Here is a 23,321-nt window from a genome sequence, read left to right on the forward strand (position 1 = left end):
TCATCCGGCCACCGGCCCCTCCGCCGGGGTCTCAGAGGCTGGCCCGCAGCCACTGCTCGACGCTGGCGATGTGCACGGTGGCCCAGGAGCGGGCCGCCTCCGCGTCCCGGTCGCGCAGCGCGGCCAGGATCGCCCGGTGCTCGCGCAGGGTGCGGCCGACCGCGTCCTCCTGGGTCAGACCGCGCCAGATCCGGGCCCGGGTGGTCGGCCCGGACAGCCCGTCCAGCAGGGAGCACAACACCGCGTTGCCGGACGCCCGCACGATCTCCCGGTGGAACTCCAGGTCGGCGGCGACCAGTTCCTCCACCGACGGGCTCTCGCCGAGGGCGTCGAGCTGCGCGGCCAGCGCGTCGAGCTGCCCGGCCCCGATCCGGGGGGCGGCCAGCGCGGTCGCCGCCGGCTCCAGGATCCGGCGCACGGCGAGGAACTCCAGCACGGTGTCGTCCCGGTGGAAGTCGACGACGAAGCTCAGCGCCTCCAGCAGCAACTGCGGATCGAGACTGGTGACATAGGTCCCGTCGCCCTGCCGGACATCCAGGATGCGGATCAGGGACAGGGCGCGGACGGCCTCGCGCAGCGAGTTGCGGGACAGGCCCAGCCCGGCGGCGAGTTCGCTCTCCCTGGGCAGCCGGTCGCCGGGGCGCAGCGCGCCGGAGACGATCATGCCCTTGATCTTCTCGATCGCCTCGTCGGTGACCGCCATCGCCCCGCCTCCCGCTCGCCCAGACATCGGATGTCTCACCGCCCATTATGCGCGGCACGGAGAGCGCCGGGCAGGCCGAACGCACAGGTCGGACGGGCGTACGGATGGGCCCACGGGGGGTGTACGGGGGTGGTCCAGCCGCTCGTGCCCGCCCGGCCGTCTCCGCGCCGGACGGGATCGGGGGGACGGGGGTCAGGCTGCCGGTAGCCGCAGCGCCGGACGGGGCCCGAGGGGACGGGGGTCAGGCCGCGGCCCCGGATCCCTCCGCCAGCAGCCGCAGCGCCTCCAGGGACACCAGTGCCCCGCGCGCCACGCCCGCCGCGACGACCTCGCGGTGCGGGTCGTACGCCCCGGTGGCCCGCTCGTCGGCGAGTTCATCGGCGTTGATCCCGTCGACCACCAGGACACCACCGGCCACCAGGCCGCGCAGGGAGGCGGTGACCAGGAGGGCCGACAGCTCCATCTCGATGGCGGCCAGGCCCGCGCCCTCGTAGCCGGTCAGCGGGATCAGGCCCGGCTGGAACGCGGCCCGGGTCCAGACGATCCCCCGGTGGTGCGGCGCCGCCGCCGCCCGCGCGGCCCGCTCCAGCGCGAGTACCGCCTCGGGGGTGGCCACGGCCGGGTACTCCGCCGGGAGCAACTGCCCGGTCACCCCGTCGTCGCGCACGGCGGCCTCGGCGATCACCAGGTCGCCGTCCGCGATCCCCGGCCGCATCGCGCCCGCGGTGCCGAACCGGAGGAAGGTGCCCACCCCCGCGTCGGCCATCTCCTGGAAGAGCAGGATGGCGCCGGGCCCGCCGATGCCGTGCGAGGCGACGGCCACCGGCAGCCCTTTCCAGCTCCCGGCGAAGACCCGGTACTCGCGGTGGTACGACACCTCCTCGGCGCCGTCGAGGAGCGCGGCGACGGCCGCGGCGCGCGCCGGGTCGCCGACGACGACGGCATGGGCCGGCAGCCCGGTGCGGGGTATGCGGGTGAGCGGCTGGAGGTCCTGCGGCATACGGCGGCTCCCAGGGGGCGGGCGGTGGATCGGGCGGCCCCGCGATCATACGAACCGCCCGGTCACCGGCCCGCACCCCGGGTCGGCGCGGGGGTCAGCCGAAGGCGCGCACGGCCTGGTAGTAGGTCCAGGCGGTGCTGTTGCAGGCGGCCTTGGAGGCGCCGCTGTAGCCGTTGCAGATCCGCTTGAGGTCCTCGTAGAAGGCGCTGTCCAGGCGGGCCTTGTTGGCGTTGAAGGAGCCGGCCGCCTTGTAGTTGCGGTAGCCGAAGTCGTGGCGGGCACAGGAGTTGGCGAACGGGAAGCCGAAGGGGTTGTCGGGGGAGGAGGAGCAGTAGTCCGTGGACCAGTCGAACTGGTAGGCGGACCAGGCGCTCTGGTTGGCTCGGGCGGCGGCCCAGGAGTTGTAGCTGGACGCGCTGGTCTGGGTCCAGTTGGACAGGACCTGGGGCTTGTCGGCAGGGGCGGCGGTGGCGCTGGTCGCGGTCACGGCGACGGTGATCACGGCCAGGGCCGACGCGGCGAGACCGGTGGCGAGTCTGCGGTGCATCCCACACCTCCACGAGGCTGCGGCCCGACCGTCGGACAGCAGGTTCATGACAAGATGATTGGCGCACCGTCACCCTCCTTACACCGCCCGCGCTCCAATACGCCGTGAACTCTCCCGCGCGCCCGGCGATCACGGGGTGAACGGAGGGGTGATCGGCTGGGCGACGGGGTGCGCGGGCGGATCGCGGGCGGATCGTGGGGGGTGCGCGGGCGGATCGCGGGCAGCCGAAAGGGGCGGCTCCGGTGGGGGAACCGCCCCTTGGGGGCTGTACGTTCGGCTTTCGCCGGGTCTGCTTCTGTCAAGTACCCGCGTGCATGAACGACTTAAGTTCGTTAAGCGGGCTGGGCCTGCTTGGGGCTACTGGACGAGTGGGGCTACCGGGGCTTCGCGTCGAGCAGGGTCCGCACCTGGGCGCGGATCTCGTCCGTCGCCAGGCCGCGGACGGTCAGCGTGGTGCGGCGGCGCAGGACGTCGTCCTCGGTCTCGGCCCACTCGTGGTCGCGCGCCCACACCACCTGCGCCCAGATCTCGGGGGCGTCCGGGTGGACGCGCCGGGCGAGTTCCGGGTCCTCGTTGGCGAGGCGGGCGATGTCGAAGGCGAGCGAACCGTAGTGGGTCGCCAGATGCCGCGCGGTGTCGGCGGCCATCCGGGGGCCCGGCGCCGGGCCGTCCACCAGCAGCCGGTGGGCCACCGCGCGCGGGTTCGCGATGCCGGGCAGCGGCAGTTGCCGGGGCAGCTTCGCGATCGGCTCGAAGTCCTCGCCGAGCGGATGGCCCGGCAGCGACTCCAGCTTGCGCATCACGGTCCGGCCGATGTGCCGGAACGTCGTCCACTTGCCGCCCGCCACCGACAGCATCCCGCCCCGGCCCTCGGTCACCACGGTCTCCCGCTTGGCCTTCGCGGTGTCCCCGGGCCCGCCCGGCAGCACCCGCAGCCCGGCGAACGAGTAGGTGATCAGATCCCGGCCGAGCTGCCGGTCCCGGACCGAGAACGCGGCCTCGTCCAGGATCTGGGTCACGTCCCGGTCGGTGACCGCCACATCCGCCGGGTCGCCCTCGAACTCCTCGTCGGTGGTGCCCAGCAGCAGCATGTCCTCCCAGGGCAGGGCGAAGGTGATCCGGTACTTGTCGATCGGCGTGGCCAGCGCCGCCTTCCACGGCGAGGTCCGCTTCAGCACCAGATGGGCTCCCTTGGACAGCCGGATCGACGGGGCCGCGGCCGGGTCCTCCATCCGGCGCAGATGATCCACCCACGGCCCGGTCGCGTTCAGCACCAGCCGGGCGTTCACCCCGAACTCGTCACCGCTCAGCCGGTCCCTCAGCTCGGCGCCCGTCACCCGGCCCCGGGTGAAGCGCAGCCCGGTCACCTCGGCGTGGTTCAGGACGACCGCGCCCGCCTCGACGGCCGCGCGGACCGTCATCAGCGCCATCCGGGCGTCGTTCATCTGGTCGTCGCCGTAGACGGCCACCGCCCGCAGATTCTCGGTCCGCAGCTCCGGGACCTCCCGCGCGGCCCTGGAGGGGGAGAGCAGATGCCCCACGCCGTCCCCGAACGCGGACAGCGCCGAGTACGCGAAGACCCCCGCGCCCAGCTTCGCCGCGCCGTGCGGGCCGCCCTTGTACACCGGGAGGTAGAAGGTGAGCGGGTTCGCCAGGTGCGGGGCGACCCGGCGGGAGACCGCGCGCCGCTCGACATGGTTCTCCGCGACCAGCTTCACCGCGCCGGTCTGGAGGTAGCGCAGCCCGCCGTGCAGCAGCTTGGAGGAGGCGGAGGAGGTGGCCCCGGCGAAGTCCCCGGAGTCGACCAGCGCCACCCGCAGCCCGGACTGCGCGGCGTGCCAGGCGGTCGAGATCCCCAGGATCCCGCCACCGACCACGAGCAGGTCGTACGACGCCCCCGCCAGCCGCTCGCGGGTCTCGGCGCGGCCCGGGGCGGTCCCGGAGGCCGGGTGGGTGCCCAGAGTGGGCACGGACGGACGGGTGGACGGACTGGTCATGCTGGTCATGCGGGGTTCCAACTCCTCACCACGCACCGGGGCGGGCCGGGATCACCGGCCCGCCCCGGATCTCGTCGGTTCTCCGAGCGCCTCCCGACGCTCGCGTCAGCGCTCATCAGCGCTTGTCAGCTTTCGTCGGTGCTCGTCAGCGCTCGTCAGTTCTCGTCTGCTCTCGTCAGTTCTCGTCTTCGAGCCAGCCCATCGTGCGTTCGACGGCCTTGAGCCAGCTCTTGTACTCGCGTTCGCGGGTCTCCGCGTCCATCCGGGGGGTCCACTCGGCGGCCCGGCGCCAGTTGGCGCGCAGATCGTCGGTGCTGTTCCAGAAGCCGATGGCGAGACCGGCCGCGTAGGCGGCGCCGAGGCAGGTGGTCTCGGCGACCATGGGGCGCACCACGGGGGCGTCCAGGACGTCCGAGAGGGTCTGCATCAGCAGATTGTTGGAGGTCATCCCGCCGTCGACCTTCAGGGTGGTCAGCTCCACCCCGGAGTCCTTCGTCATGGCGTCCGCGATCTCGCGGGTCTGCCAGGCGGTGGCCTCCAGGACGGCACGGGCCAGATGCGCCTTGGTGACGTACCGGGTCAGCCCGGCGATCACCCCGCGCGCGTCGGAGCGCCAGTACGGGGCGAACAGACCGGAGAAGGCGGGGACGAAGTACGCGCCGCCGTTGTCCTCGACGCTGAGCGCCAGGGTCTCGATCTCGGCGGCCGTGGAGATCAGGCCCATCTGGTCCCGCATCCACTGCACCAGCGACCCGGTGACCGCGATCGAGCCCTCCAGGGCGTAGACCGTGGCCTGGTCGCCGATCTTGTAGCCGACGGTGGTCAGCAGCCCGCTGTACGAGTTGATGATCTTCTCGCCGGTGTTCATCACCATGAAGGTGCCGGTGCCGTACGTCGACTTGGTCTCGCCCTCGGCGAAACAGGTCTGGCCGAACAGCGCCGCCTGCTGGTCGCCGAGCGCGGACGCCACCGGGATGCCGCCGAGCAGCTCGCCCAGGCGCCCGCCGGTGATCTCGCCGTACACCTCGGAGGAGGAGTGGATCTCCGGCAGCATCGACAGCGGGACACCGATGGACTCGGCGATCTTCGGATCCCAGGCCATGGTGTGCAGGTTCATGAGGAGGGTGCGGGAGGCGTTGGTGACGTCGGTGACGTGCTTGCCGCCGTTCACCCCGCCGGTGAGGTTCCAGATGACCCAGGTGTCCATGGTGCCGAACAGGATGTCGCCGGCCTCGGCGCGCTCCTTGAGGCCGGGCACGTTGTCCAGCAGCCAGCGGGCCTTGGGACCGGCGAAGTAGGACGCCAGCGGCAGGCCGGTCTGGCGCCGGAACCGGTCCTGGCCGACATTGCGGCCGAGTTCCTTGCAGAGCGCGTCGGTACGGGTGTCCTGCCAGACGATGGCGTGATGGACCGGCTCACCGGTGTTCCGGTCCCACAGCACGGTGGTCTCGCGCTGGTTGGTGATGCCGATGGCGAGGATGTCGTCGCGGGTGATGCCGGCCTTCTCGATCGCCCCGGCGACGACCTCCTGGACGTTGGTCCAGATCTCGTTCGCGTCGTGCTCGACCCAGCCGGGCTTGGGGAAGATCTGCTCGTGCTCCTTCTGGTCGACGGAGACGATCCGGCCGTCCCGGTCGAAGACGATGCAGCGCGAGGAGGTGGTGCCCTGGTCGATCGCGGCGATGAAGGGTCCGGCGGTGTGGGCGTCGGTCACGGTGTGCTCCTGGGGTTTCCGTGGGTGCGGGGGCTGCGTCCGGTCGTTGCCCGGTCCTTGTCGGGTCCTACCCGGTCGGCTCAGTGCGGGAAGGCGACATTGAAGAGACCGGCCGCCGCGGCGCCGCCGATCAGCGGGCCGACGATCGGGATCCAGGCGTAGCTCCAGTCGGAGCCGCCCTTGTTGGGCAGCGGCAGCAGGGCGTGCACGATGCGCGGGCCCAGGTCACGGGCCGGGTTGATGGCGTATCCGGTCGGGCCGCCCAGCGACAGACCGATGGAGACCACGACGAACGCGGTGACCAGACCGCCGAGGACGCTGAGGCCGTTGCCGTTGTCGTTGAGACCCTGGGTGAGGATGGCGATGAGCAGCACGAACGTACCGATGATCTCGGTGGCCAGGTTCATCCACACATTGCGGACCTCGGGGCCGGTGGAGAAGATGCCGAGCACCGGGCCCGCGCCCCGCTCCCGGGCCTCCAGGGCCTTGTCGGCCTTCGGCACCGGCTCGCCGACGATCTCGCGGTCGGTGAGATGGGCCTGGAACTGGCCGTAGTACGCCACCCAGGTGAGGGCCGCGCCGATCATGGCGCCGAGCAGTTGACCGCCCCAGTAGATGGGCAGGTCGCTCCACTTGCCGTCCTCAATGGTGAGCGCCAGGGTCACCGCCGGGTTGAGGTGGGCGCCCGAGAGCGGCGCGGACACATAGACGGCGACCATCACCGCGAAGCCCCACCCGAAGGTGATGGCGACCCAGCCGGCGCCGCGCGCCTTGGACGCCTTGAGGGTGACGGCCGCGACCACGCCGGCACCGAGCAGGATGAGCAGGGCGGTACCGATGGTCTCGCCGATGAAGATGTCGGAGCTGGACACCCGCGACTCCTTTGTCCTTCGTCCAGGGGAAGCAGAACCCCTTCATCCCTTTCCGGGGTCCGACGGCCCGCGAGGTCACCACACTCTAACGCGTATAGCCGGTAGGTGTTCGACAATGCCGACCGATGGACGCGAGTCTTGCTCTGGGTCACGCGTCAGTCAAGGGTTCTGTGATCGGAAGCGTGATCGTTACTGATCGGCTCCGCTTGTCAATCTGCGATGAGATGGGGAGGTGATCTGATTGATCTGCCCCCTTTTCGGGGGATTTGTTGATTTCAGGGTAGGGCGAAGCGGGGGAGTCGACCTGTCGACTTCGGGGCCGGGCGGGTACGGGGCCCCTCCGGGGGGGGGTGGGGCAGGGCCCGGAGGTCCTGGGGCAGGGTCTGGACGCCGTCCGGGTACGGCCCGCACGCTCTCTGGGCGTGGCCCGCATGCACTCCGGGCGTGGCCCGCAGGCTCTCCGCGCGCGGTCCGCATGCTCTTCGGGCGTGGCCTGGATGCTTTCCGGGCACGGCCCGCATGCTCTCTGGGCGCGGCCCGGATGCCTTCCGGGCGAGGCTGGACGCCCTGCGCGCACGGCCCGGATGGACAACGTCCGGGCGGCGCCCGGCCACCGCCCGGCCGCCCCCGCGGGCACCCCTGGAAGCGCCCCGCCTCACCCGGGCCGGGGTCCACGGCGCCGGTACGGGCCACCCCGCGGGCGCCCCCCGGAAGCGCCCCGCCTAGATGCGCCCCCTAACAGAGCCCCGCCTGGAAGCGCCCCCTAATAGCGCCCCGCCTAGAAGCGCCGCCCTAGAAGCGCCCCCTTAGCTGCGCCCCGCCTAAACGCCCCCTAGAAGCGCCCCGCCCCCAGATCCCGGGACACCGCCCGTGCGCAGTCCCGTACCGCCGCGATCAGCTCGGGGCGCAGTTCCCCGCCCCGCGCCAGCCGTTCCACCGCGCCCGTGATGCCCACCGCGCCGACCGGCATCCGCCGCCGGTCGTGGATCGGCGCGGCGATCGACGCCACGCCCTCCCAGGTCTCCTCGACGTCCGCCGCGTAGCCCCGCGCGCGGGTGAGGTCCAGCAGCTCCTCGAAGCCCGCCGCGTCGCACACCGTGCGGTCCGTGAACGGCTTGCGCTCGCTCTCCAGGGCCTCGCTGTGCGCCACCGGGTCGTACGCCGACAGGACCTTGCCCAGGGCCGTGGAGTGCAGCGGCTGCATGGCGCCGATCTCCAGCACCTGCCGGCTGTCGTCGGGCCGGAAGACGTGGTGCACGATCAGCACCCCGTGCTGGTGCAGCACCCCCAGGTGGACGCTCTCGCCGCTGGACCGGGCCAGGTCGTCCGTCCAGACCAGCGCCCGCGCGCGCAGCTCGTGCACATCCAGGTACGTGGTGCCGAGCCGCAGCAGTTCGGCGCCGAGCTGATAGCGCCCCGACGCCTCGTCCTGCTCCACGAACCCCTCGTGCTGGAGGGTGCGCAGGATGCCGTGCGCGGTGCCCTTGGCCAGGCCGAGCGAGGAGGCGATGTCCGAGAGGCCGAGCCGCCGCTCGCCGCCCGCGAGCAGCCGCAGCATCGCCGCGGCCCGTTCGAGCGACTGGATGTTCCGTGCCATGGCCGTCCTGCCTCCGTCCGTTTCCCCCGACCTCTCGGCCCACCGGCCGGCGCTGCTCGGCCTCTGTCCGGCCCCCGCCCAGCCGCCGTTCGGCATTGTCGAACAGTACCGGTGCATGCCGACCCCCCGCCATCGGTCGGCGGGCGCGTGTCGGTACTTCGGTGCATATCAGTACGCAGGCCGGGCACGGTTCGCCGGTCCGTCCCGTGGACGTGCTGACGATAATCCCTGCCGCCCCGCTACCCTGGGCGGCGTGCGTCCCACGACCGGGGATGGCGCCCGGCGCCCGCCGAGCGCATGCTGACCGGGACCGATCGAGACCGACCGGGATCGAACGGGACCGATCGGGATTACCGGAACTGACCGGGACGCAAAGCCGACAGCCGTCGCAGCCGAGGGAGCCCACTCCATGGCCTCTGTGCCGACCTCTTCCGCCGACCCCCGGACCCGTGTGTCCGCGCTCCGCGAGGCGCTCGCCACCCGCGTGGTGGTCGCCGACGGTGCCATGGGCACCATGCTCCAGGCGCAGGACCCCACCCTGGACGACTTCCAGCAGCTCGAAGGCTGCAACGAGATCCTCAACGTCACCCGCCCGGACATCGTCCGCTCGGTGCACACCGAGTACTTCGCCGCCGGTGTCGACTGCGTCGAGACCAACACCTTCGGCGCCAACCTCTCCGCGCTCGGCGAGTACGACATCCCCGAGCGGGTCTTCGAGCTGTCCGAGGCGGGCGCCCGGATCGCCCGCGAGACCGCCGACGACTTCGCCGCCGACACCGGCCGCCCGCGCTGGGTGCTCGGCTCCATGGGCCCCGGCACCAAGCTGCCGACCCTGGGCCACACCACCTTCACCGCGATCCGCGACGCCTACCAGCAGAACGCGGAGGGCCTCCTCGCGGGCGGCGCCGACGCCCTGATCGTGGAGACCACCCAGGACCTCCTCCAGACCAAGGCGTCCGTCATCGCCGCCCGCCGCGCGATGGCCGTCGCCGGGTACGACGTCCCGCTGATCGTCTCCGTCACCGTCGAGACCACCGGCACCATGCTCCTCGGCTCCGAGATCGGCGCCGCGCTCACCGCGCTGGAACCGCTCGGCATCGACATGATCGGCCTGAACTGCGCCACCGGCCCCGCCGAGATGAGCGAGCATCTGCGCTTCCTCGCCCGCCACTCCCGCATCCCGCTGTCCTGTATGCCGAACGCCGGTCTGCCCGTCCTCACCTCCGACGGCGCCCACTACCCGCTCACCGCCCCCGAGCTGGCCGACGCCCAGGAGACCTTCGTACGGGACTACGGGCTGTCCCTGATCGGCGGCTGCTGCGGGACCACGCCCGAGCATCTGCGCCAGGTCGTGGAGCGGGTCCGCGAGCTGACCCCCGGCGAGCGCAGCCCCCGTCCCGAGCCGGGCGCCGCCTCCCTCTACCAGTCGGTGCCGTTCCGGCAGGACACCTCCTATCTGGCGATCGGCGAGCGCACCAACGCCAACGGCTCCAAGAAGTTCCGCGAGGCCATGCTGGAGGCCCGCTGGGACGACTGCGTGGAGATGGCCCGCGAGCAGATCCGCGAGGGCGCCCACCTCCTCGACCTCTGCGTCGACTACGTCGGCCGGGACGGCGTCGCCGACATGGAGGAACTCGCCGGGCGCTTCGCCACCGCCTCCACCCTGCCGATCGTCCTCGACTCCACCGAGGTCGACGTCATCCGGGCCGGACTCCAGAAGCTCGGCGGACGCGCGGTCATCAACTCCGTCAACTACGAGGACGGCGACGGCCCCGAGTCCCGCTTCGCCCAGGTCACCGCCCTCGCCCAGGAGCACGGCGCCGCGCTGATCGCGCTGACCATCGACGAGGAGGGCCAGGCCCGCACCCCGGAGAAGAAGGTCGAGATCGCCGAACGGCTCATCGACGACCTCACCGGCAACTGGGGCATCCTGGAGCCGGACATCCTCATCGACACCCTGACCTTCACCATCTGCACCGGCCAGGAGGAGTCCCGGGGCGACGGCATCGCCACCATCGAGGCGATCCGCGAACTCAAGCGCCGCCACCCGGACGTCCAGACCACCCTCGGCCTGTCCAACATCTCCTTCGGCCTCAACCCGGCCGCTCGCATCCTGCTGAACTCCGTCTTCCTCGACGAATGCGTCAAGGCGGGCCTGGACTCGGCGATCGTGCACGCCTCCAAGATCCTGCCCATCGCCCGCTTCAGCGAGGAGGAGGTCACCACCGCCCTCGACCTCGTCTACGACCGCCGCCGCGAGGGCTACGACCCGCTCCAGAAGCTGATGGCCCTCTTCGAGGGCGCCACCGCCAAGTCCCTGCGGGCGGGCAAGGCCGAGGAACTCGCCGCGCTGCCCCTGGACGAGCGCCTCAAGCGCCGCATCATCGACGGCGAGCGCAACGGCCTGGAGGCCGACCTCGACGAGGCCCTCACCACCACCTCCGCCCTCGACATCGTCAACAAGATCCTGCTCGACGGCATGAAGGTGGTCGGCGAGCTGTTCGGCTCCGGCCAGATGCAGTTGCCGTTCGTGCTCCAGTCCGCCGAGGTGATGAAGACCGCGGTGGCCCATCTGGAGCCGCACATGGAGAAGACCGACGAGGCGGGCAAGGGCACCATCGTGCTCGCCACCGTCCGCGGCGATGTCCACGACATCGGCAAGAACCTCGTGGACATCATCCTCTCCAACAACGGCTACAACGTGGTCAACCTGGGCATCAAGCAGCCCGTCGCCGCGATCCTGGACGCCGCCGCCGAGCACCGGGCCGATGTCATCGGCATGTCCGGGCTGCTGGTGAAATCCACGGTGATCATGAAGGAGAACCTGGAGGAGCTGAACGCCCGTGGCATGGCCGCCGACTACCCGGTCATCCTCGGCGGCGCCGCCCTCACCCGCGCCTATGTCGAACAGGACCTCCACGAGATCTACCAGGGCGAGGTCCGCTACGCCCGGGACGCCTTCGAGGGCCTGCGCCTGATGGACGCCCTGATCGGCGTCAAGCGCGGCGTCCCCGGCGCCGTCCTGCCGGAGCTGAAGCAGCGCCGGGTGCGGCCCGCCGCGACCGCCGTCACCGAGGAGCGGCCCGAGGAGGGGCACGTCCGCTCCGACGTCGCCACCGACAACCCGATCCCGGCCACGCCGTTCCGCGGCACCCGGGTCATCAAGGGCATCCAGCTCAAGGAGTACGCCTCCTGGCTGGACGAGGGCGCCCTCTTCAAGGGCCAGTGGGGCCTCAAGCAGGCCCGCACCGGCGAGGGACCGACCTACGAGGAGCTGGTGGAGACCGAGGGCCGCCCCCGGCTGCGCGGGCTCCTGGACCGGCTCCAGACCGAGAACCTCCTCGAAGCCGCCGTCGTCTACGGCTACTTCCCCTGTGTCTCCAAGGACGACGACCTGATCGTTCTGGACGACGACGGCAACGAACGCACCCGGTTCACCTTCCCCCGCCAGCGCCGGGGCCGCCGCCTCTGCCTCGCCGACTTCTTCCGCCCGGAGGAGTCCGGGGAGATCGACGTGGTCGGCTTCCAGGTCGTCACCGTCGGCTCCCGGATCGGCGAGGAGACCGCCCGGCTCTTCGCGGCCGACGCCTACCGCGACTACCTCGAACTGCACGGCCTCTCCGTCCAGTTGGCCGAGGCGCTCGCCGAGTACTGGCACGCGCGGGTCCGCTCCGAACTCGGCTTCGCCGGGGAGGACCCGGCCGCCATCGAGGACATGTTCGCCCTCAAGTACCGGGGCGCCCGCTTCTCGCTGGGCTACGGGGCCTGTCCCGACCTGGAGGACCGGGCGAAGATCGCCGAGCTGCTGGAGCCCGAGCGGATCGGCGTCCGGCTCTCCGAGGAGTTCCAGCTCCACCCCGAGCAGTCCACCGACGCCATCGTCATCCACCACCCCGAGGCGAAGTACTTCAACGCCCGGTGAGGCGCCCCCCTCCGGGGCCGCCGGGTGGGGCCCGCTCGGGACGCCGGGTAGGTCCCGGCGGGGACGCTCGGTGGGGCCCGCTCGGGACGCCCGGTGAGGTCACGGTGGGGACGTCCGGTGACGCCCGTGTGGGGTGCCGGGTGAGGCCGCGCCGGGGCCACCCGGTGAGGCCCGCTCGGGACCCCGGGTGAGGTCCCGCCCGGGGCGCCCGGTGACGCCCGCGTGGGGCGCCCGGTGAGACCCCGGGACGGGAGCGCACGTCCGGTGAGGCCAGTGCCGGGGCTCCATCCGGCCCCGCCCACGGCCCTCTCCGGTCCCGCCCACGGCCCTCTCCGGTCCCGCCCGGCACTCCGCTCGGAGCCGACGTACACTGGTCGGTCCACGCCAGGCCGGTTCCCCGCGCGGGAACCGGCCCGGTCGTCCCTCAAGGAGGTACGCCGGATGACGACCACCGTCCCCGCGCTCGGCACCCGTACGGCCGAAGGCTCCGGTCTCCAGGCCGTGCTCCTCGACATGGACGGCACCCTGGTGGACACCGAGGGCTTCTGGTGGGACGTCGAGGTCGAGGTCTTCGCCGGCCTCGGTCACACCCTCGACGACTCCTGGCGCCATGTCGTGGTCGGCGGCCCGATGACCCGCAGCGCCGGGTTCCTCATCGAGGCCACCGGCGCCGACATCCGGCTCGCCGAGCTGACCACCCTGCTCAACCAGGGCTTCGAGGACCGGATCGACCGCGCCCTGCCGCTGATGCCCGGCGCCGCCCGGCTGCTCGCCGAACTGGCCGCCCAGCGCGTCCCCACGGCCCTGGTCTCCGCCTCGCACCGGCGCATCATCGACCGGGTCCTCACCTCGCTCGGCCCCCAGTACTTCGCGCTCACGGTCGCCGGGGACGAGGTCGCCCGCACCAAGCCGTTCCCCGACCCGTATCTGTTCGCCGCCGCCGGGCTCGGCGTGGATCCGGCGCGCTGCGCGGTCGTCGAGGACACCGCGACCGGGGTCGCCGCCGCCGAGGCCGCCGGCTGCCAGGTCGTCGCCGTGCCGTCCGTCGCCCCCATCGCCCCGGCCGCCGGGCGCACGATCGTGAACTCCCTGGAAGACGTCGACCTCGCTTTTCTGTACGGCCTGATGGCGACCTGACGACAGCGCGGATCGCCGCCCGATGACGGAAATGCGTCACCTGTTCACCGAGCGTGCGGAGATCCCGTCGGGGCGGAATTCAAGAACGTTCTTGCACTAACCGGCGAGGCTTCCGCCAGGGAATTCTTCTCGCCCCGATGACCGAATTCAGGCGCACTTACCCCTGCCGGGCGATGTGAGGTTCACCACCTCGGCGGGGGTCGACAGGGTCCGGGGCGTGTGCTTTCCGCCCCGGTTTCGGCTTCGTTACGCCTGTGTTGACGCACCGTTGTGTCCCGATTGGCGAAATGCCGCACGAATCCTTCCGCTGGCGGGTTTTCGGTGTGTCCGCACCCGGTTCCGCAGCGTGATGGGGACTCAACTCCGCTGTCCGTGAACCCCGGTGCGGGCGCCGACTAATCTCGTCGCGAGACCCCGTTCCCACCCCCGCCATCCACCACGACACCCCTGTGTGTGCGATGCACGGATTCGACGCCTGGAGAAACCCGAGCATGAACCGAAAGATTCTCGTGCTGCCGGCCGTGGCCGGTCTGCTCGTCCCGGCGCTCGCCGCCTGCGGGGGATCCGACGGGGCCGGGGACGGCGGCGACACGATCGTCACGGGGACCACCGACCGCTTCGTCGCCACCGAGGACGCGCCCGCCCCCGTCGACCCCGCCTACTCCTACGACGTCGGGAGCTGGAACGTTCTGCGCCAGACCGTGCAGACCCTGATGGTCCAGCCCCGCGGCGAGGGCGAACCCGTGCCCGAGGCCGCCGAGAGCTGCGCGTTCACCGACAGCGGCAACGAACGCTATGTCTGCACCCTGCGCAAGGACCTGAAGTTCTCCGACGGCGACCCGGTCACCGCCGAGGACGTGAAGTACTCCATCGACCGCGCCCTCGCCATCGAGGCCGACAGCGGGGTCTTCGCCCTGCTGTCCACCGTCGACACCGTGGAGACCTCCGGCGACCGCGAGGTGATCTTCCACCTCCGGACCGCCGACGCCACCTTCCCCTACAAGCTGTCCACGCCCGTGGCCGGCATCGTCAACCCCGACGACTACGCCGCGGACACCCTCCGCGAGGGCTTCGCCATCTCCGGCTCGGGCCCCTACCGGATGGAACCCAGGGTCGAGGGCGGCGAGATGGTATCCGCCGTGTTCACCCGGAATCCGCACTACAAGGGCTCCCTCAAGGTCAACAACGAGAAGGTCGAGCTCCGCTCCTTCCAGGACGCCGACGCCATGGGCGCCGCCCTGGAGAAGGGCGACATCGATGTGATGACCCGCTCGATGACGCCCGCGCAGATCCAGAAGCTCTCCGATAGCTCCGGCGGCGCCGTCGAACTCATCGAGGTCCAGGGTCTGGAGATCCGCTACCTCGGCTTCGACACCGACGCCCCGACCGCCGGCGACAAGGCCGTCCGCCAGGCCATGGCCCAGCTCATCAACCGCAGCAGCCTGGTCTCCGAGGTCTACGGCACCCAGGCCGAGCCGCTCTACTCACTCGTCCCGGCCGCCGTCACCGGTCACTCCAACTCGTTCTTCAACAAGTACGGCGACCCGGATGTCGGCAAGGCCAGGACCCTGCTGGACGAGGCGAACGTGACCACCCCGGTCCGGCTGACCCTGAACTACACCACCGACCACTACGGCGCCGCCACCCGCCAGGAGTTCGAGGTGCTCCAGAAGCAGCTCAACGACAGCGGCCTGTTCGACGTCAGCATCAAGGGCACCGCCTGGGACGCCTTCGTCCCCGCCGAACGCAAGGGCGAGTACGAGGTCTACGGCATGGGCTGGTTCCCCGACTTCCCCGACGCCGACAACTTCCTCGCCCCGTTCCTCGACAAGGACAACTTCCTCAAGTCGCCCTACACCAACAACCGTATCCGGGGCACCCTGATCCCCGACTCCCGCCGCGAGGCCGACCGGATCTCCGCCGTCGACGCGCTCACCGAGATCCAGGACATCGTCGCCGAGGACGTACCGGTCATCCCGCTCTGGCAGGGCAAGCAGTACGTCGCCGCCCGCGACGACATCACCGGCACGGCCTACGCCGTCAACTCCTCCTCCACCCTTCAACTGTGGGAGCTGAACCGCGGCGTCGGCGGCTGACAACCGCCCGGCCCGGAGCGCCTCCCGGATCCGTCCTCCTGGATCCGCTCTCCCGGATCCGCTCTCCCGGATCCGTCCTCTCCGAACGACGACAAGGCACTCTCAGGTGAACAAGCGCAACCAGTGGCCCGTGCTGCCGCTCGTGGCCGGACTGGCCGGCGGCCTGCTGACCGGATGCGGCACCCAGAACGGCGGTTCCGGGGGCGACGGCGGCAATGTCGTCATCGGCATGTCCGACGACGTCCTCGCCACCGACCCCGCCTCCGGCTACGACCCCGGCTCGTGGCTGCTGTTCAACAATGTCTTCCAGTCCCTGCTGAGCTTCCCCAAGGGCAGCACCGAACCCCAGCCGGAGGCGGCCGAGAGCTGCGGCTTCACGGACACCGCCACCAAGCTCTACAAGTGCACCCTCAAGACCGGCCTCAAGTTCAGCAACGGTGACGCGCTCACCTCGGAGGACGTCAAGTTCTCCTTCGACCGCATGCTGAAGATCGACGACCCCGACGGCCCGGCCGTCATGTTCCCGACCCTCGACCGGGTCGAGACCCCCGACGAGCGGTCCGTCGTCTTCCACCTCAAGACCCCCGACGCCACCTTCCCCAGCAAGATCGCCTCCGGCGCCGGCTCCATCGTCGACCACCGGTCCTACGACGCCGACGGTCTGCGCGAGGACGGCGACGCCGTCGGCTCCGGCCCCTACAAGCTGGAGTCCTTCTCCGACGACGAGGCCGTCTTCGCCGTCAACGAGCACTACAAGGGCACCTCCGAGGTCGCCAACGAGGGCGTCACGCTCCGCTTCTACCAGGGCGACCAGAAGAAGCTGAAGCAGGCCGTCTCCGCCGGTGACGTCGACATCGCCTACCGCGGACTCAGCGCCGGGGACATCGCCGACATCGAACGCGACGCCGACGGCACCGGCACCGAGGTCGTCGAGGGCAGCAGCGCCGAGGTCCAGCACCTCGTCTTCAACATGGACGACCCGGTCACCGGGCAGCTCGGCGTCCGCCGTGCCATCGCCTATCTCCTCGACCGCGAGTCCCTGGTCGAGAAGGTCTACCAGGGCACCGCCACCCCGCTGTACTCGATCATCCCGGCGGGCATCGGCGGCCACAACACCGCCTTCTTCGACACCTACGGCGCCAGCCCCTCCAAGGCCAAGGCCGAGGACGCGCTGCTCGCCGACGGCATCACCGACAAGGTGCGCCTCACCCTCTGGTCGACGCCCTCGCGCTACGGCCCCGCCACCGACCAGGAACTCAAGGCGATAGCCGACCAGCTCAACGCCAGCGGCCTGTTCGACGCCGAGGTCCGCTCGGTCGCCTTCGACCAGTACGAGAAGGACATCGCCGACGGCAAGTACGGCGTCTACGTCAAGGGCTGGGTGCCGGACTACCCCGACCCCGACAACTTCACCGCCCCGTTCTTCGGCGAGGGCAACGTCCTCGGCAACAACTACCGCAACAACACCATCACCGGCACCCTCATCCCGCGCACCGCCGCCCAGAGCGACCGCGCCGCCACCGACGCCGACTACGACCGCCTCCAGGACCTGGTCGCCGAAGAGGTCCCGATGATCCCGGTCTGGCAGGCCAAGCAGTACGCCGTCGTCGGCGACGGGGTCTACGGGCTGGAGTACTGCCTCGACGCGTCCACGGTGTTCCGGTTCTGGGAGATCAGCAAGGGCTGACCCGGCCCGGTCCGGCCCGAGAGCGACGAACGCGGGGTGCCCCTCCAGAAGGAGGAGCACCCCGCACCGCTGTGAGGGCACCCCCTACTGGGCGCCCGGCCGCACCAGCCCGCTCTCGTACGCGTACACCGCCGCCTGCACCCGGTCGCGCAGCCCCAGCTTGGTCAGCACATGCCCCACATGGGTCTTGACCGTGGTCTCGCTGACGAACAGATCCGCCGCGATCTCCGCGTTGGACAGCCCGCGCGCCACCAGCTTCAGCACTTCCACCTCACGGTCCGTGAGGGTGTGCAGGGTGTCCGGCACCGGTTCGTCACCCGAGGGCAGATGTGTGGCGTACTTGTCGAGCAGTCTGCGGGTGATGCTCGGCGCGAGCATCGCCTCCCCGGCCGCCACCACCCGGATCGCCTGCACCAGCTCATTGGCCGGGGCGTCCTTCAGCAGAAAGCCGCTGGCCCCCGCCTTCAGCGCCTCCACCACGTACTCGTCCAGATCGAACGTGGTCAGCACCAGCACCTTCGCCGGGCCGTCCCGCTCCGGACCGGTGATCTGCCGGGTCGCCTCGACCCCGTCCATCCGCGGCATACGGATGTCCATCAGCACCACATCGGGCTGGAGGGCACGCACCTGGTCGAGCGCCTGGAGGCCGTCCCCGGCCTCGCCGACGACCGCGAGATCCTGCTCGGCCTCCAGAATCATCCGGAAACCCGTGCGCAGCAGCGGCTGGTCATCGACCAGTAGGACACGGATGGCCACGTAACTCTCCTTCGCTCGGCCCGTCCCATTCTGCCCTGCGCACCCGCCCCGGCCCCGGCCGCCCTCACCGGCGCCGCCCGCGCTGCGGCGCGGATCACACCCTTGGGGCGACACCGCCTCCGCCGGGGATCACCCCCCTGGTGCGGCATCGGCTCCGCCGCCGATCAGGCCCCCGGGACGGCGGCTCCGGCGCGGATCACACCCCCCGGGGCGTCGGCTCCGGCGCGCGTCACCGGCAGCGGGTACGGCGGGGGAGTGCCCCCGAACTCCGGGCACACCGCCCGGTGGTCGCACCAGCCGCACAGCTTGGTCTGCCGGGGCCGCCAGTCACCGCTCTCGGTCGCCTGCCGGATCGCCTCCCACAGTGCCAGCAGCTTGCGCTCCACCCGCTCCAGATCGCCCGGCACCGGGTCGTACGTCAGCACGTCCCCGCTGCCCAGGTACACCAACTGGAGCCGCCGCGGCACGATCCCCTTCAGCCGCCACACCACCAGCGCGTAGAACTTCATCTGGAACAGCGCGCCCTCCGCGTACTCCGGGCGGGGCGCCTTGCCGGTCTTGTAGTCGACGATCCGCACCTCGCCGGTCGGCGCCACATCCACCCGGTCGATGATCCCGCGCAGCCGCAGCCCCGACTCCAGCTCGGCCTCCACGAACAGCTCCCGCTCGGCCGGCTCCAGCCGCGTCGGATCCTCCAGCGCGAACCAGCGCTCCACCAACTGCTCCGCCTCGCCCAGCCAGCGCGCCAGCCGGTCCCCCTCAGGGTCGTCCGCGAACAGCTCGGCCAGCTCCGGACGGCTCTCCCGCAGCCGATCCCACTGCCCCGGGACCAGCGCCTTCGCCCGGGGCGCCGTACGCTCCCCGGCCGGCGCGTCGAACAGCCGCTCCAGCACCGCGTGCACCAGCGTCCCCCGGGTGGCCGCCTCCGACGGCTTCTCCGGCAGCCGGTCGATCACCCGGAACCGGTACAGCAGCGGGCACTGCATGAAGTCACCCGCCCGCGAGGGCGACAGCGAGGCCGGCGCTCTGACGACCGGCTCCGCCGGTGCCGCCGCCGTCCCGGCCGCACGCTCCGGCACCGCGCCCGTCACCGGCGCCACCGCCTCCGCCGTACCGCCCCCGGGCCCCAGGCCCTCGCCCCCGCCACTGCTCTCCATGCCACAGACCATACGGCCCGCCACTGACAGTGACCCACCCGCGTTCGTGACGGGCGGGGCGGAAGAGGAAACTGGAGGGGTGCCGGGGCGTACGGTGCCCGGACGGCCACATACCATCGATCCCATACCCCTTCCGCCCGCCAGGAGCGGAAGACGCGTCGAACGAGGGGACAGCGTGGACGAGAGCGGCGGGAGCCGGCAGCCGCGGTCGGAGCACGACGAGCCGACCGAGAGCCCCACGGCGCCCACGGCCCCGCCCGTGGACGACGCCGCACCGGCCGGCCCCTCCCAGGGCCCCCAGAACCCGGGGGACCCGGGCACCCCGGCGGCCACCCCTGAGCCCGAGGAGACGGCCCCCCCGGAATCCGACGGACCGGGCGAGCCCGAGGAGCCGGGAGGTCCGGATGCCCCGGATACCCCGGGAGGCCGGGAAGCGGGAGAACGGGCGGACGCCCCGACGCCCCCGGCGACCCCCGACCCCGGACCGCCGACCGACGCCTCCGCCGCTCCCAAGCCTCCTGAGCCTTCCGCGCCCTCCGAGCCTTCCTCCTCGCCCACGCCCCCCAAGCCCCCCTCGCCCTCCGAGCAGCCTTCCCCACCGCCTCCCGGGACGCCCCACCCCCCGGAGACCGCCCAGCCCCCACAGACCCCCCACCCCTCCCAGCCCCCCACCCCCCCTCGGACCCCCCACCTCACCAAGCCCCCTCAGCCCCCCAACACCCCCCACGACTCCCACCCCGACCGCGCCCACGCGCACACCAACACACCCACCCAGCCTCACCCCCAATCCCACCCCCACCCCGATCCCCGTACCGGTGAGATCACCGCCCCGTCCTCCGCCCAGCCCCCCCGGCGGCCCCGGGAGCCCGGGGGCGGGCTGCTGATGGGGCGGCCGTTCGGCGTGCCGGTGTATGTCGCGCCGAGCTGGTTCGTCGTCGCCGCGCTGATCACCTGGGTGTTCGGCGGACAGCTCGACCGGGTGCTCCCCGAGCTGGGCGGCGCCCGCTACCTGGTCGCCCTGTTCTTCGCCGTCGCGTTCTACGCCTCCGTGCTGGTGCACGAACTGGCGCACACGGTGGCCGCGCTCCGCTTCAAGCTGCCGGTGCGCCGGATCCAGCTCCAGTTCTTCGGCGGGGTCTCCGAGATCGAGAAGGAGGCCGAGACACCGGGCCGGGAGTTCGTCCTCGCCTTCGTCGGCCCGCTGCTCTCCCTCGTCCTGGGCGGCGTCTTCTACCTCGCCATGCAACTCGTGGAGCCCGGCACGGTCCCCGGCGTCCTGCTCGCGGGCCTGATGATCTCCAACCTGATCGTGGCCGCGTTCAACCTGCTGCCCGGCCTCCCGCTGGACGGCGGCCGGATGCTCCGCGCGGTCGTCTGGAAGCTCACCGGCCGCCCCATGAGCGGCACCGTCGCCGCCGCCTGGGTCGGCCGCGCGCTCGCCGTCTCCGTCCTGATCGGCCTGCCACTGCTCACCCAGTCCGGGGTCCTCGGCACCAGTGCCGCCGACAACGTCGGCATGGACACCGTCATGGACGCCCTGCTCGCCGCGATCCTCGCCGCGATCATCTGGACCGGCGCCGGGAACAGCCTGCGGGTCGCCCGGCTGCGCGAGCACCTGCCCGAGCTCCAGGCCCGCGCCCTCACCCGGCGGGCCGTCCCCGTGGAGAGCGACACCCCGCTCTCCGAGGCCCTGCGCCGGGCCAACAGCGCGGGCGCCCGCGCGCTGGTCGTGGTCGACGGCGACGGCAACCCCGTCTCCCTGGTCCGCGAGGCCGCCATCGTCGGCGTACCCGAGCACCGGCGCCCCTGGGTGCCGGTCAGCGGGCTCGCCCAGGACCTCACCGACGGGATGCGGGTCTCCGCCGAACTCGCCGGGGAGGACCTCCTGGAGGTGCTGCGCGCCACCCCGGCCACCGAGTACCTGGTGATCGAGGACACCGGCGCGATCTACGGCGTCCTGTCCGCCGCCGATGTGGAGCGCGCCTTCGTCAAGGCCATGGCCCGTCCCTCCTAGGCTGCCCGGATCCCCCCCCGGGGCCCCACCCACCGTGGTCGGCGGCCCCGCCCGGGGCCGGTAGGCTGTTCACATGTCCGAACCGACCGGTGCCGCCCGCAGGCGCGGGCCCTTCAAGGTCGGGGACCAGGTACAGCTGACCGACCCCAAGGGCCGCCACTACACGTTCACGCTCGAAGCCGGGAAGAACTTCCACACCCACAAGGGCTCCTTCCCGCACGACGAACTGATCGGTGCTCCCGAGGGCAGCGTTGTCCGCACCACCGGAAACGTCGCCTACCTCGCGCTGCGCCCCCTGCTCCCCGACTACGTCCTGTCCATGCCCCGCGGGGCAGCCGTCGTCTACCCGAAGGACGCGGGGCAGATCCTCGCCTTCGCCGACATCTTCACCGGCGCGCGGGTGGTGGAGGCCGGTGTCGGCTCCGGCTCGCTCAGCAGCTTCCTGCTGCGCGCCATCGGCGACCAGGGCATGCTGCACTCCTACGAGCGCCGCGCGGACTTCGCCGACATCGCCCGGCAGAACGTGGAGCGCTACTTCGGCGGCCCGCACCCCGCCTGGCAGCTCACCGTCGGCGACCTCCAGGACAATCTGTCCGACACCGAGGTCGACCGCGTCATCCTCGACATGCTGGCCCCCTGGGAGTGCCTGGAGGCCGTCTCCAAGGCGCTCGTTCCCGGCGGCATCCTGTGCTGCTATGTGGCGACCACCACCCAGCTCGCCCGGACCGTCGAGTCCATCCGCGAGATCGGCTCCTTCAACGAGCCCACCGCCTGGGAGACGATGATCCGCAACTGGCACATCGAGGGTCTCGCCGTCCGCCCCGACCACCGGATGATCGGCCACACCGGCTTCCTGCTCACCGCCCGCCGCCTGGCCGACGGGGTGGAGCCGCCCATGCGCAGGCGCCGCCCCGCCAAGGGCGCCTATGGCGAGGACTACGCGGGCCCCAACGCCGACGGAGGCATGGGAGGCCGCTGAGCGTCCCTCTCTCCGTCCGAACGCACCGGCGCCGCCGTCGAGTTCCCCACCCACCGGGCAACTCGACGGCGGCGCCTCCGCGTTGCCCACCCTCCCCGTGCCGCCCCCGCACCCCACCCGACCCCGACCGCCGCCAGCTCCCCGCCTCACCCGAGCCAGTTCCCCCACCCCACCCCAACCGCCGCCCGTTCCCCCGCCCCACCCGAACCCGACCCCCCGTCAGTTCCCCCGCCACAACCGCGCACCCCGCCGTTCCCCCGGCCTGTGACGTGTGGCACCATGCAGGCCACCCCACCCCCACCGGCACAGCCCTCACGGGAGACACTCCTAGTGCAGCATTCCGCCGTTCCGGAACTGGCCCAGGCCCACGCGCAGACCCGCCCCATCCACTGGCTCGCCACCGCGACCGCCGTCGCCGGGGTCATCGCCCTCTCCTCCGTGGCGCAGCCCGACGCCGCGACCGCCGCCCCGCCCGGCGAGCGCGCGCCCCGTCCCGCCCCCGCCGCCGCGCCGCCCTCCACCGAGGGGGTCGCGTTCCCGCTCGACTGCGGTCCGGTGGAGGCGGTGGTCGAGCGGACCGTCACCGGTGACCTGGACGGCGACGACCGCCCCGAGACGGTCGCCGTGGTGCACTGCGACGCCGCGATGAGCACGCCCCCGGACGGGGTGTACGTCCTCACCCAGGGCGCCGGGGCCGCCGAGCCCCGGCTGGTCGCCACCCTGGTCGACCCCAAGGACCGCACCACCGTGCGGGACCTCGCGATCCGCGACGGCGCCGTCCGGGCCACCCTGCTCGGCTACTCGGCGTCCGATGTCCCCACCTGCTGCCCGGATGTCACCGAGCACCCGGCGTGGCAGTGGAAGGACGGATCGTTCCTGCGCGGGGAGTCCGCCGGCGCCCGCAGCGTCTGAACCCCACCCGGGGACCGGCCCCCGCCCTCCGCGTCATGAAGTGATCACCATCCGTGGTCAAAGTTGTTTGACGGACCCCCGTGCGGGCCCCCCGCGCGCGCCCCCGGTCAAGCACACAGACACCCCCCGGTCAAGGACGCAGGCGCACCCCCGATCAAGGTCACAGGTACCTTCGATCAAGGTCACACAGGCCCTCGATCAAGGCCGCAGACCCCACGAGGGAGCCCCGTA

General features: G+C 71.9%; 16 protein-coding genes. 7 read left to right on the top strand and 9 right to left on the bottom strand.

Annotation, left to right across the window (positions count from 1 at the left end):
* Positions 1-31 precede the first annotated feature (31 nt).
* The 7 genes from AB0O01_RS18265 to AB0O01_RS18295 form a co-directional block, all read right to left on the bottom strand.
* Positions 32-703: a FadR/GntR family transcriptional regulator gene (locus AB0O01_RS18265; RefSeq protein WP_365314555.1), complete on the bottom strand. Its 672-nt coding sequence runs from the start codon at positions 701-703 to the stop codon at positions 32-34.
* A 241-nt stretch (positions 704-944) separates the two neighbouring features.
* On the bottom strand, positions 945-1,703 hold the full coding sequence (locus tag AB0O01_RS18270) for a purine-nucleoside phosphorylase (protein WP_365314556.1): 759 nt from the start codon (positions 1,701-1,703) through the stop codon (positions 945-947).
* 94 nt (positions 1,704-1,797) lie between these two features.
* Positions 1,798-2,250, bottom strand: a complete 453-nt coding sequence (locus AB0O01_RS18275) for a phospholipase (RefSeq protein ID WP_365314558.1) — start codon at positions 2,248-2,250, stop codon at positions 1,798-1,800.
* A 374-nt stretch (positions 2,251-2,624) separates the two neighbouring features.
* Positions 2,625-4,247 carry a glycerol-3-phosphate dehydrogenase/oxidase gene (locus AB0O01_RS18280; RefSeq protein ID WP_365314927.1) on the bottom strand — a complete coding sequence of 541 codons (1,623 nt, stop codon included), beginning with the start codon at positions 4,245-4,247 and terminating at the stop codon, positions 2,625-2,627.
* A 175-nt stretch (positions 4,248-4,422) separates the two neighbouring features.
* The gene (gene glpK, locus AB0O01_RS18285; RefSeq protein WP_365314559.1) at positions 4,423-5,961 is read right to left on the bottom strand and encodes a glycerol kinase GlpK; all 1,539 of its coding nucleotides are present in this window, start codon (positions 5,959-5,961) and stop codon (positions 4,423-4,425) included.
* A gap of 80 nt (positions 5,962-6,041) precedes the next feature.
* The gene (locus AB0O01_RS18290; protein ID WP_365314560.1) at positions 6,042-6,833 is read right to left on the bottom strand and encodes an MIP/aquaporin family protein; all 792 of its coding nucleotides are present in this window, start codon (positions 6,831-6,833) and stop codon (positions 6,042-6,044) included.
* An 832-nt stretch (positions 6,834-7,665) separates the two neighbouring features.
* Positions 7,666-8,430, bottom strand: coding sequence for an IclR family transcriptional regulator (locus tag AB0O01_RS18295; RefSeq protein ID WP_365314562.1), 765 nt, complete (start codon positions 8,428-8,430; stop codon positions 7,666-7,668).
* Between the two features lie 409 nt (positions 8,431-8,839).
* Here AB0O01_RS18295 and metH point away from each other — a divergent pair, with 409 nt between their 5' ends.
* From metH to AB0O01_RS18315, 4 genes are all read left to right on the top strand, one after another.
* Positions 8,840-12,352 carry a methionine synthase gene (gene metH, locus AB0O01_RS18300; RefSeq protein WP_365314564.1) on the top strand — a complete coding sequence of 1,171 codons (3,513 nt, stop codon included), beginning with the start codon at positions 8,840-8,842 and terminating at the stop codon, positions 12,350-12,352.
* A gap of 441 nt (positions 12,353-12,793) precedes the next feature.
* The gene (locus tag AB0O01_RS18305) at positions 12,794-13,489 is read left to right on the top strand and encodes an HAD family phosphatase (protein WP_365314565.1); all 696 of its coding nucleotides are present in this window, start codon (positions 12,794-12,796) and stop codon (positions 13,487-13,489) included.
* Between the two features lie 491 nt (positions 13,490-13,980).
* Positions 13,981-15,585, top strand: a complete 1,605-nt coding sequence (locus AB0O01_RS18310; RefSeq protein ID WP_365314567.1) for an ABC transporter substrate-binding protein — start codon at positions 13,981-13,983, stop codon at positions 15,583-15,585.
* Positions 15,586-15,691: 106 nt separating this feature from the next.
* Entirely contained in the window at positions 15,692-17,272 is a 1,581-nt protein-coding gene (locus AB0O01_RS18315; protein WP_365314568.1) for an ABC transporter substrate-binding protein, read from the top strand.
* An 84-nt stretch (positions 17,273-17,356) separates the two neighbouring features.
* Here AB0O01_RS18315 and AB0O01_RS18320 read toward each other — a convergent pair whose 3' ends face one another.
* Both AB0O01_RS18320 and AB0O01_RS18325 read right to left on the bottom strand, forming a co-directional pair.
* Entirely contained in the window at positions 17,357-18,028 is a 672-nt protein-coding gene (locus AB0O01_RS18320; protein WP_189560445.1) for a response regulator transcription factor, read from the bottom strand.
* A gap of 164 nt (positions 18,029-18,192) precedes the next feature.
* The gene (locus tag AB0O01_RS18325; protein WP_365314569.1) at positions 18,193-19,185 is read right to left on the bottom strand and encodes a RecB family exonuclease; all 993 of its coding nucleotides are present in this window, start codon (positions 19,183-19,185) and stop codon (positions 18,193-18,195) included.
* Between the two features lie 175 nt (positions 19,186-19,360).
* On the opposite strand from AB0O01_RS18325, the gene AB0O01_RS18330 reads away from it, so the two are divergent.
* The 3 genes from AB0O01_RS18330 (at position 19,361) to AB0O01_RS18340 (ending at position 23,090) form a co-directional block, all read left to right on the top strand.
* On the top strand, positions 19,361-21,199 hold the full coding sequence (locus tag AB0O01_RS18330; RefSeq protein WP_365314571.1) for a site-2 protease family protein: 1,839 nt from the start codon (positions 19,361-19,363) through the stop codon (positions 21,197-21,199).
* Between the two features lie 73 nt (positions 21,200-21,272).
* Positions 21,273-22,178 carry a tRNA (adenine-N1)-methyltransferase gene (locus AB0O01_RS18335; RefSeq protein ID WP_365314573.1) on the top strand — a complete coding sequence of 302 codons (906 nt, stop codon included), beginning with the start codon at positions 21,273-21,275 and terminating at the stop codon, positions 22,176-22,178.
* 330 nt (positions 22,179-22,508) lie between these two features.
* The gene (locus AB0O01_RS18340) at positions 22,509-23,090 is read left to right on the top strand and encodes a hypothetical protein (RefSeq protein WP_365314574.1); all 582 of its coding nucleotides are present in this window, start codon (positions 22,509-22,511) and stop codon (positions 23,088-23,090) included.
* The last annotated feature ends 231 nt before the right edge of the window (positions 23,091-23,321 follow it).

It is taken from the genome of Streptomyces sp. NPDC093252 (assembly GCF_040683675.1).
Classification (GTDB): Bacteria; Actinomycetota; Actinomycetes; order Streptomycetales; family Streptomycetaceae; genus Streptomyces.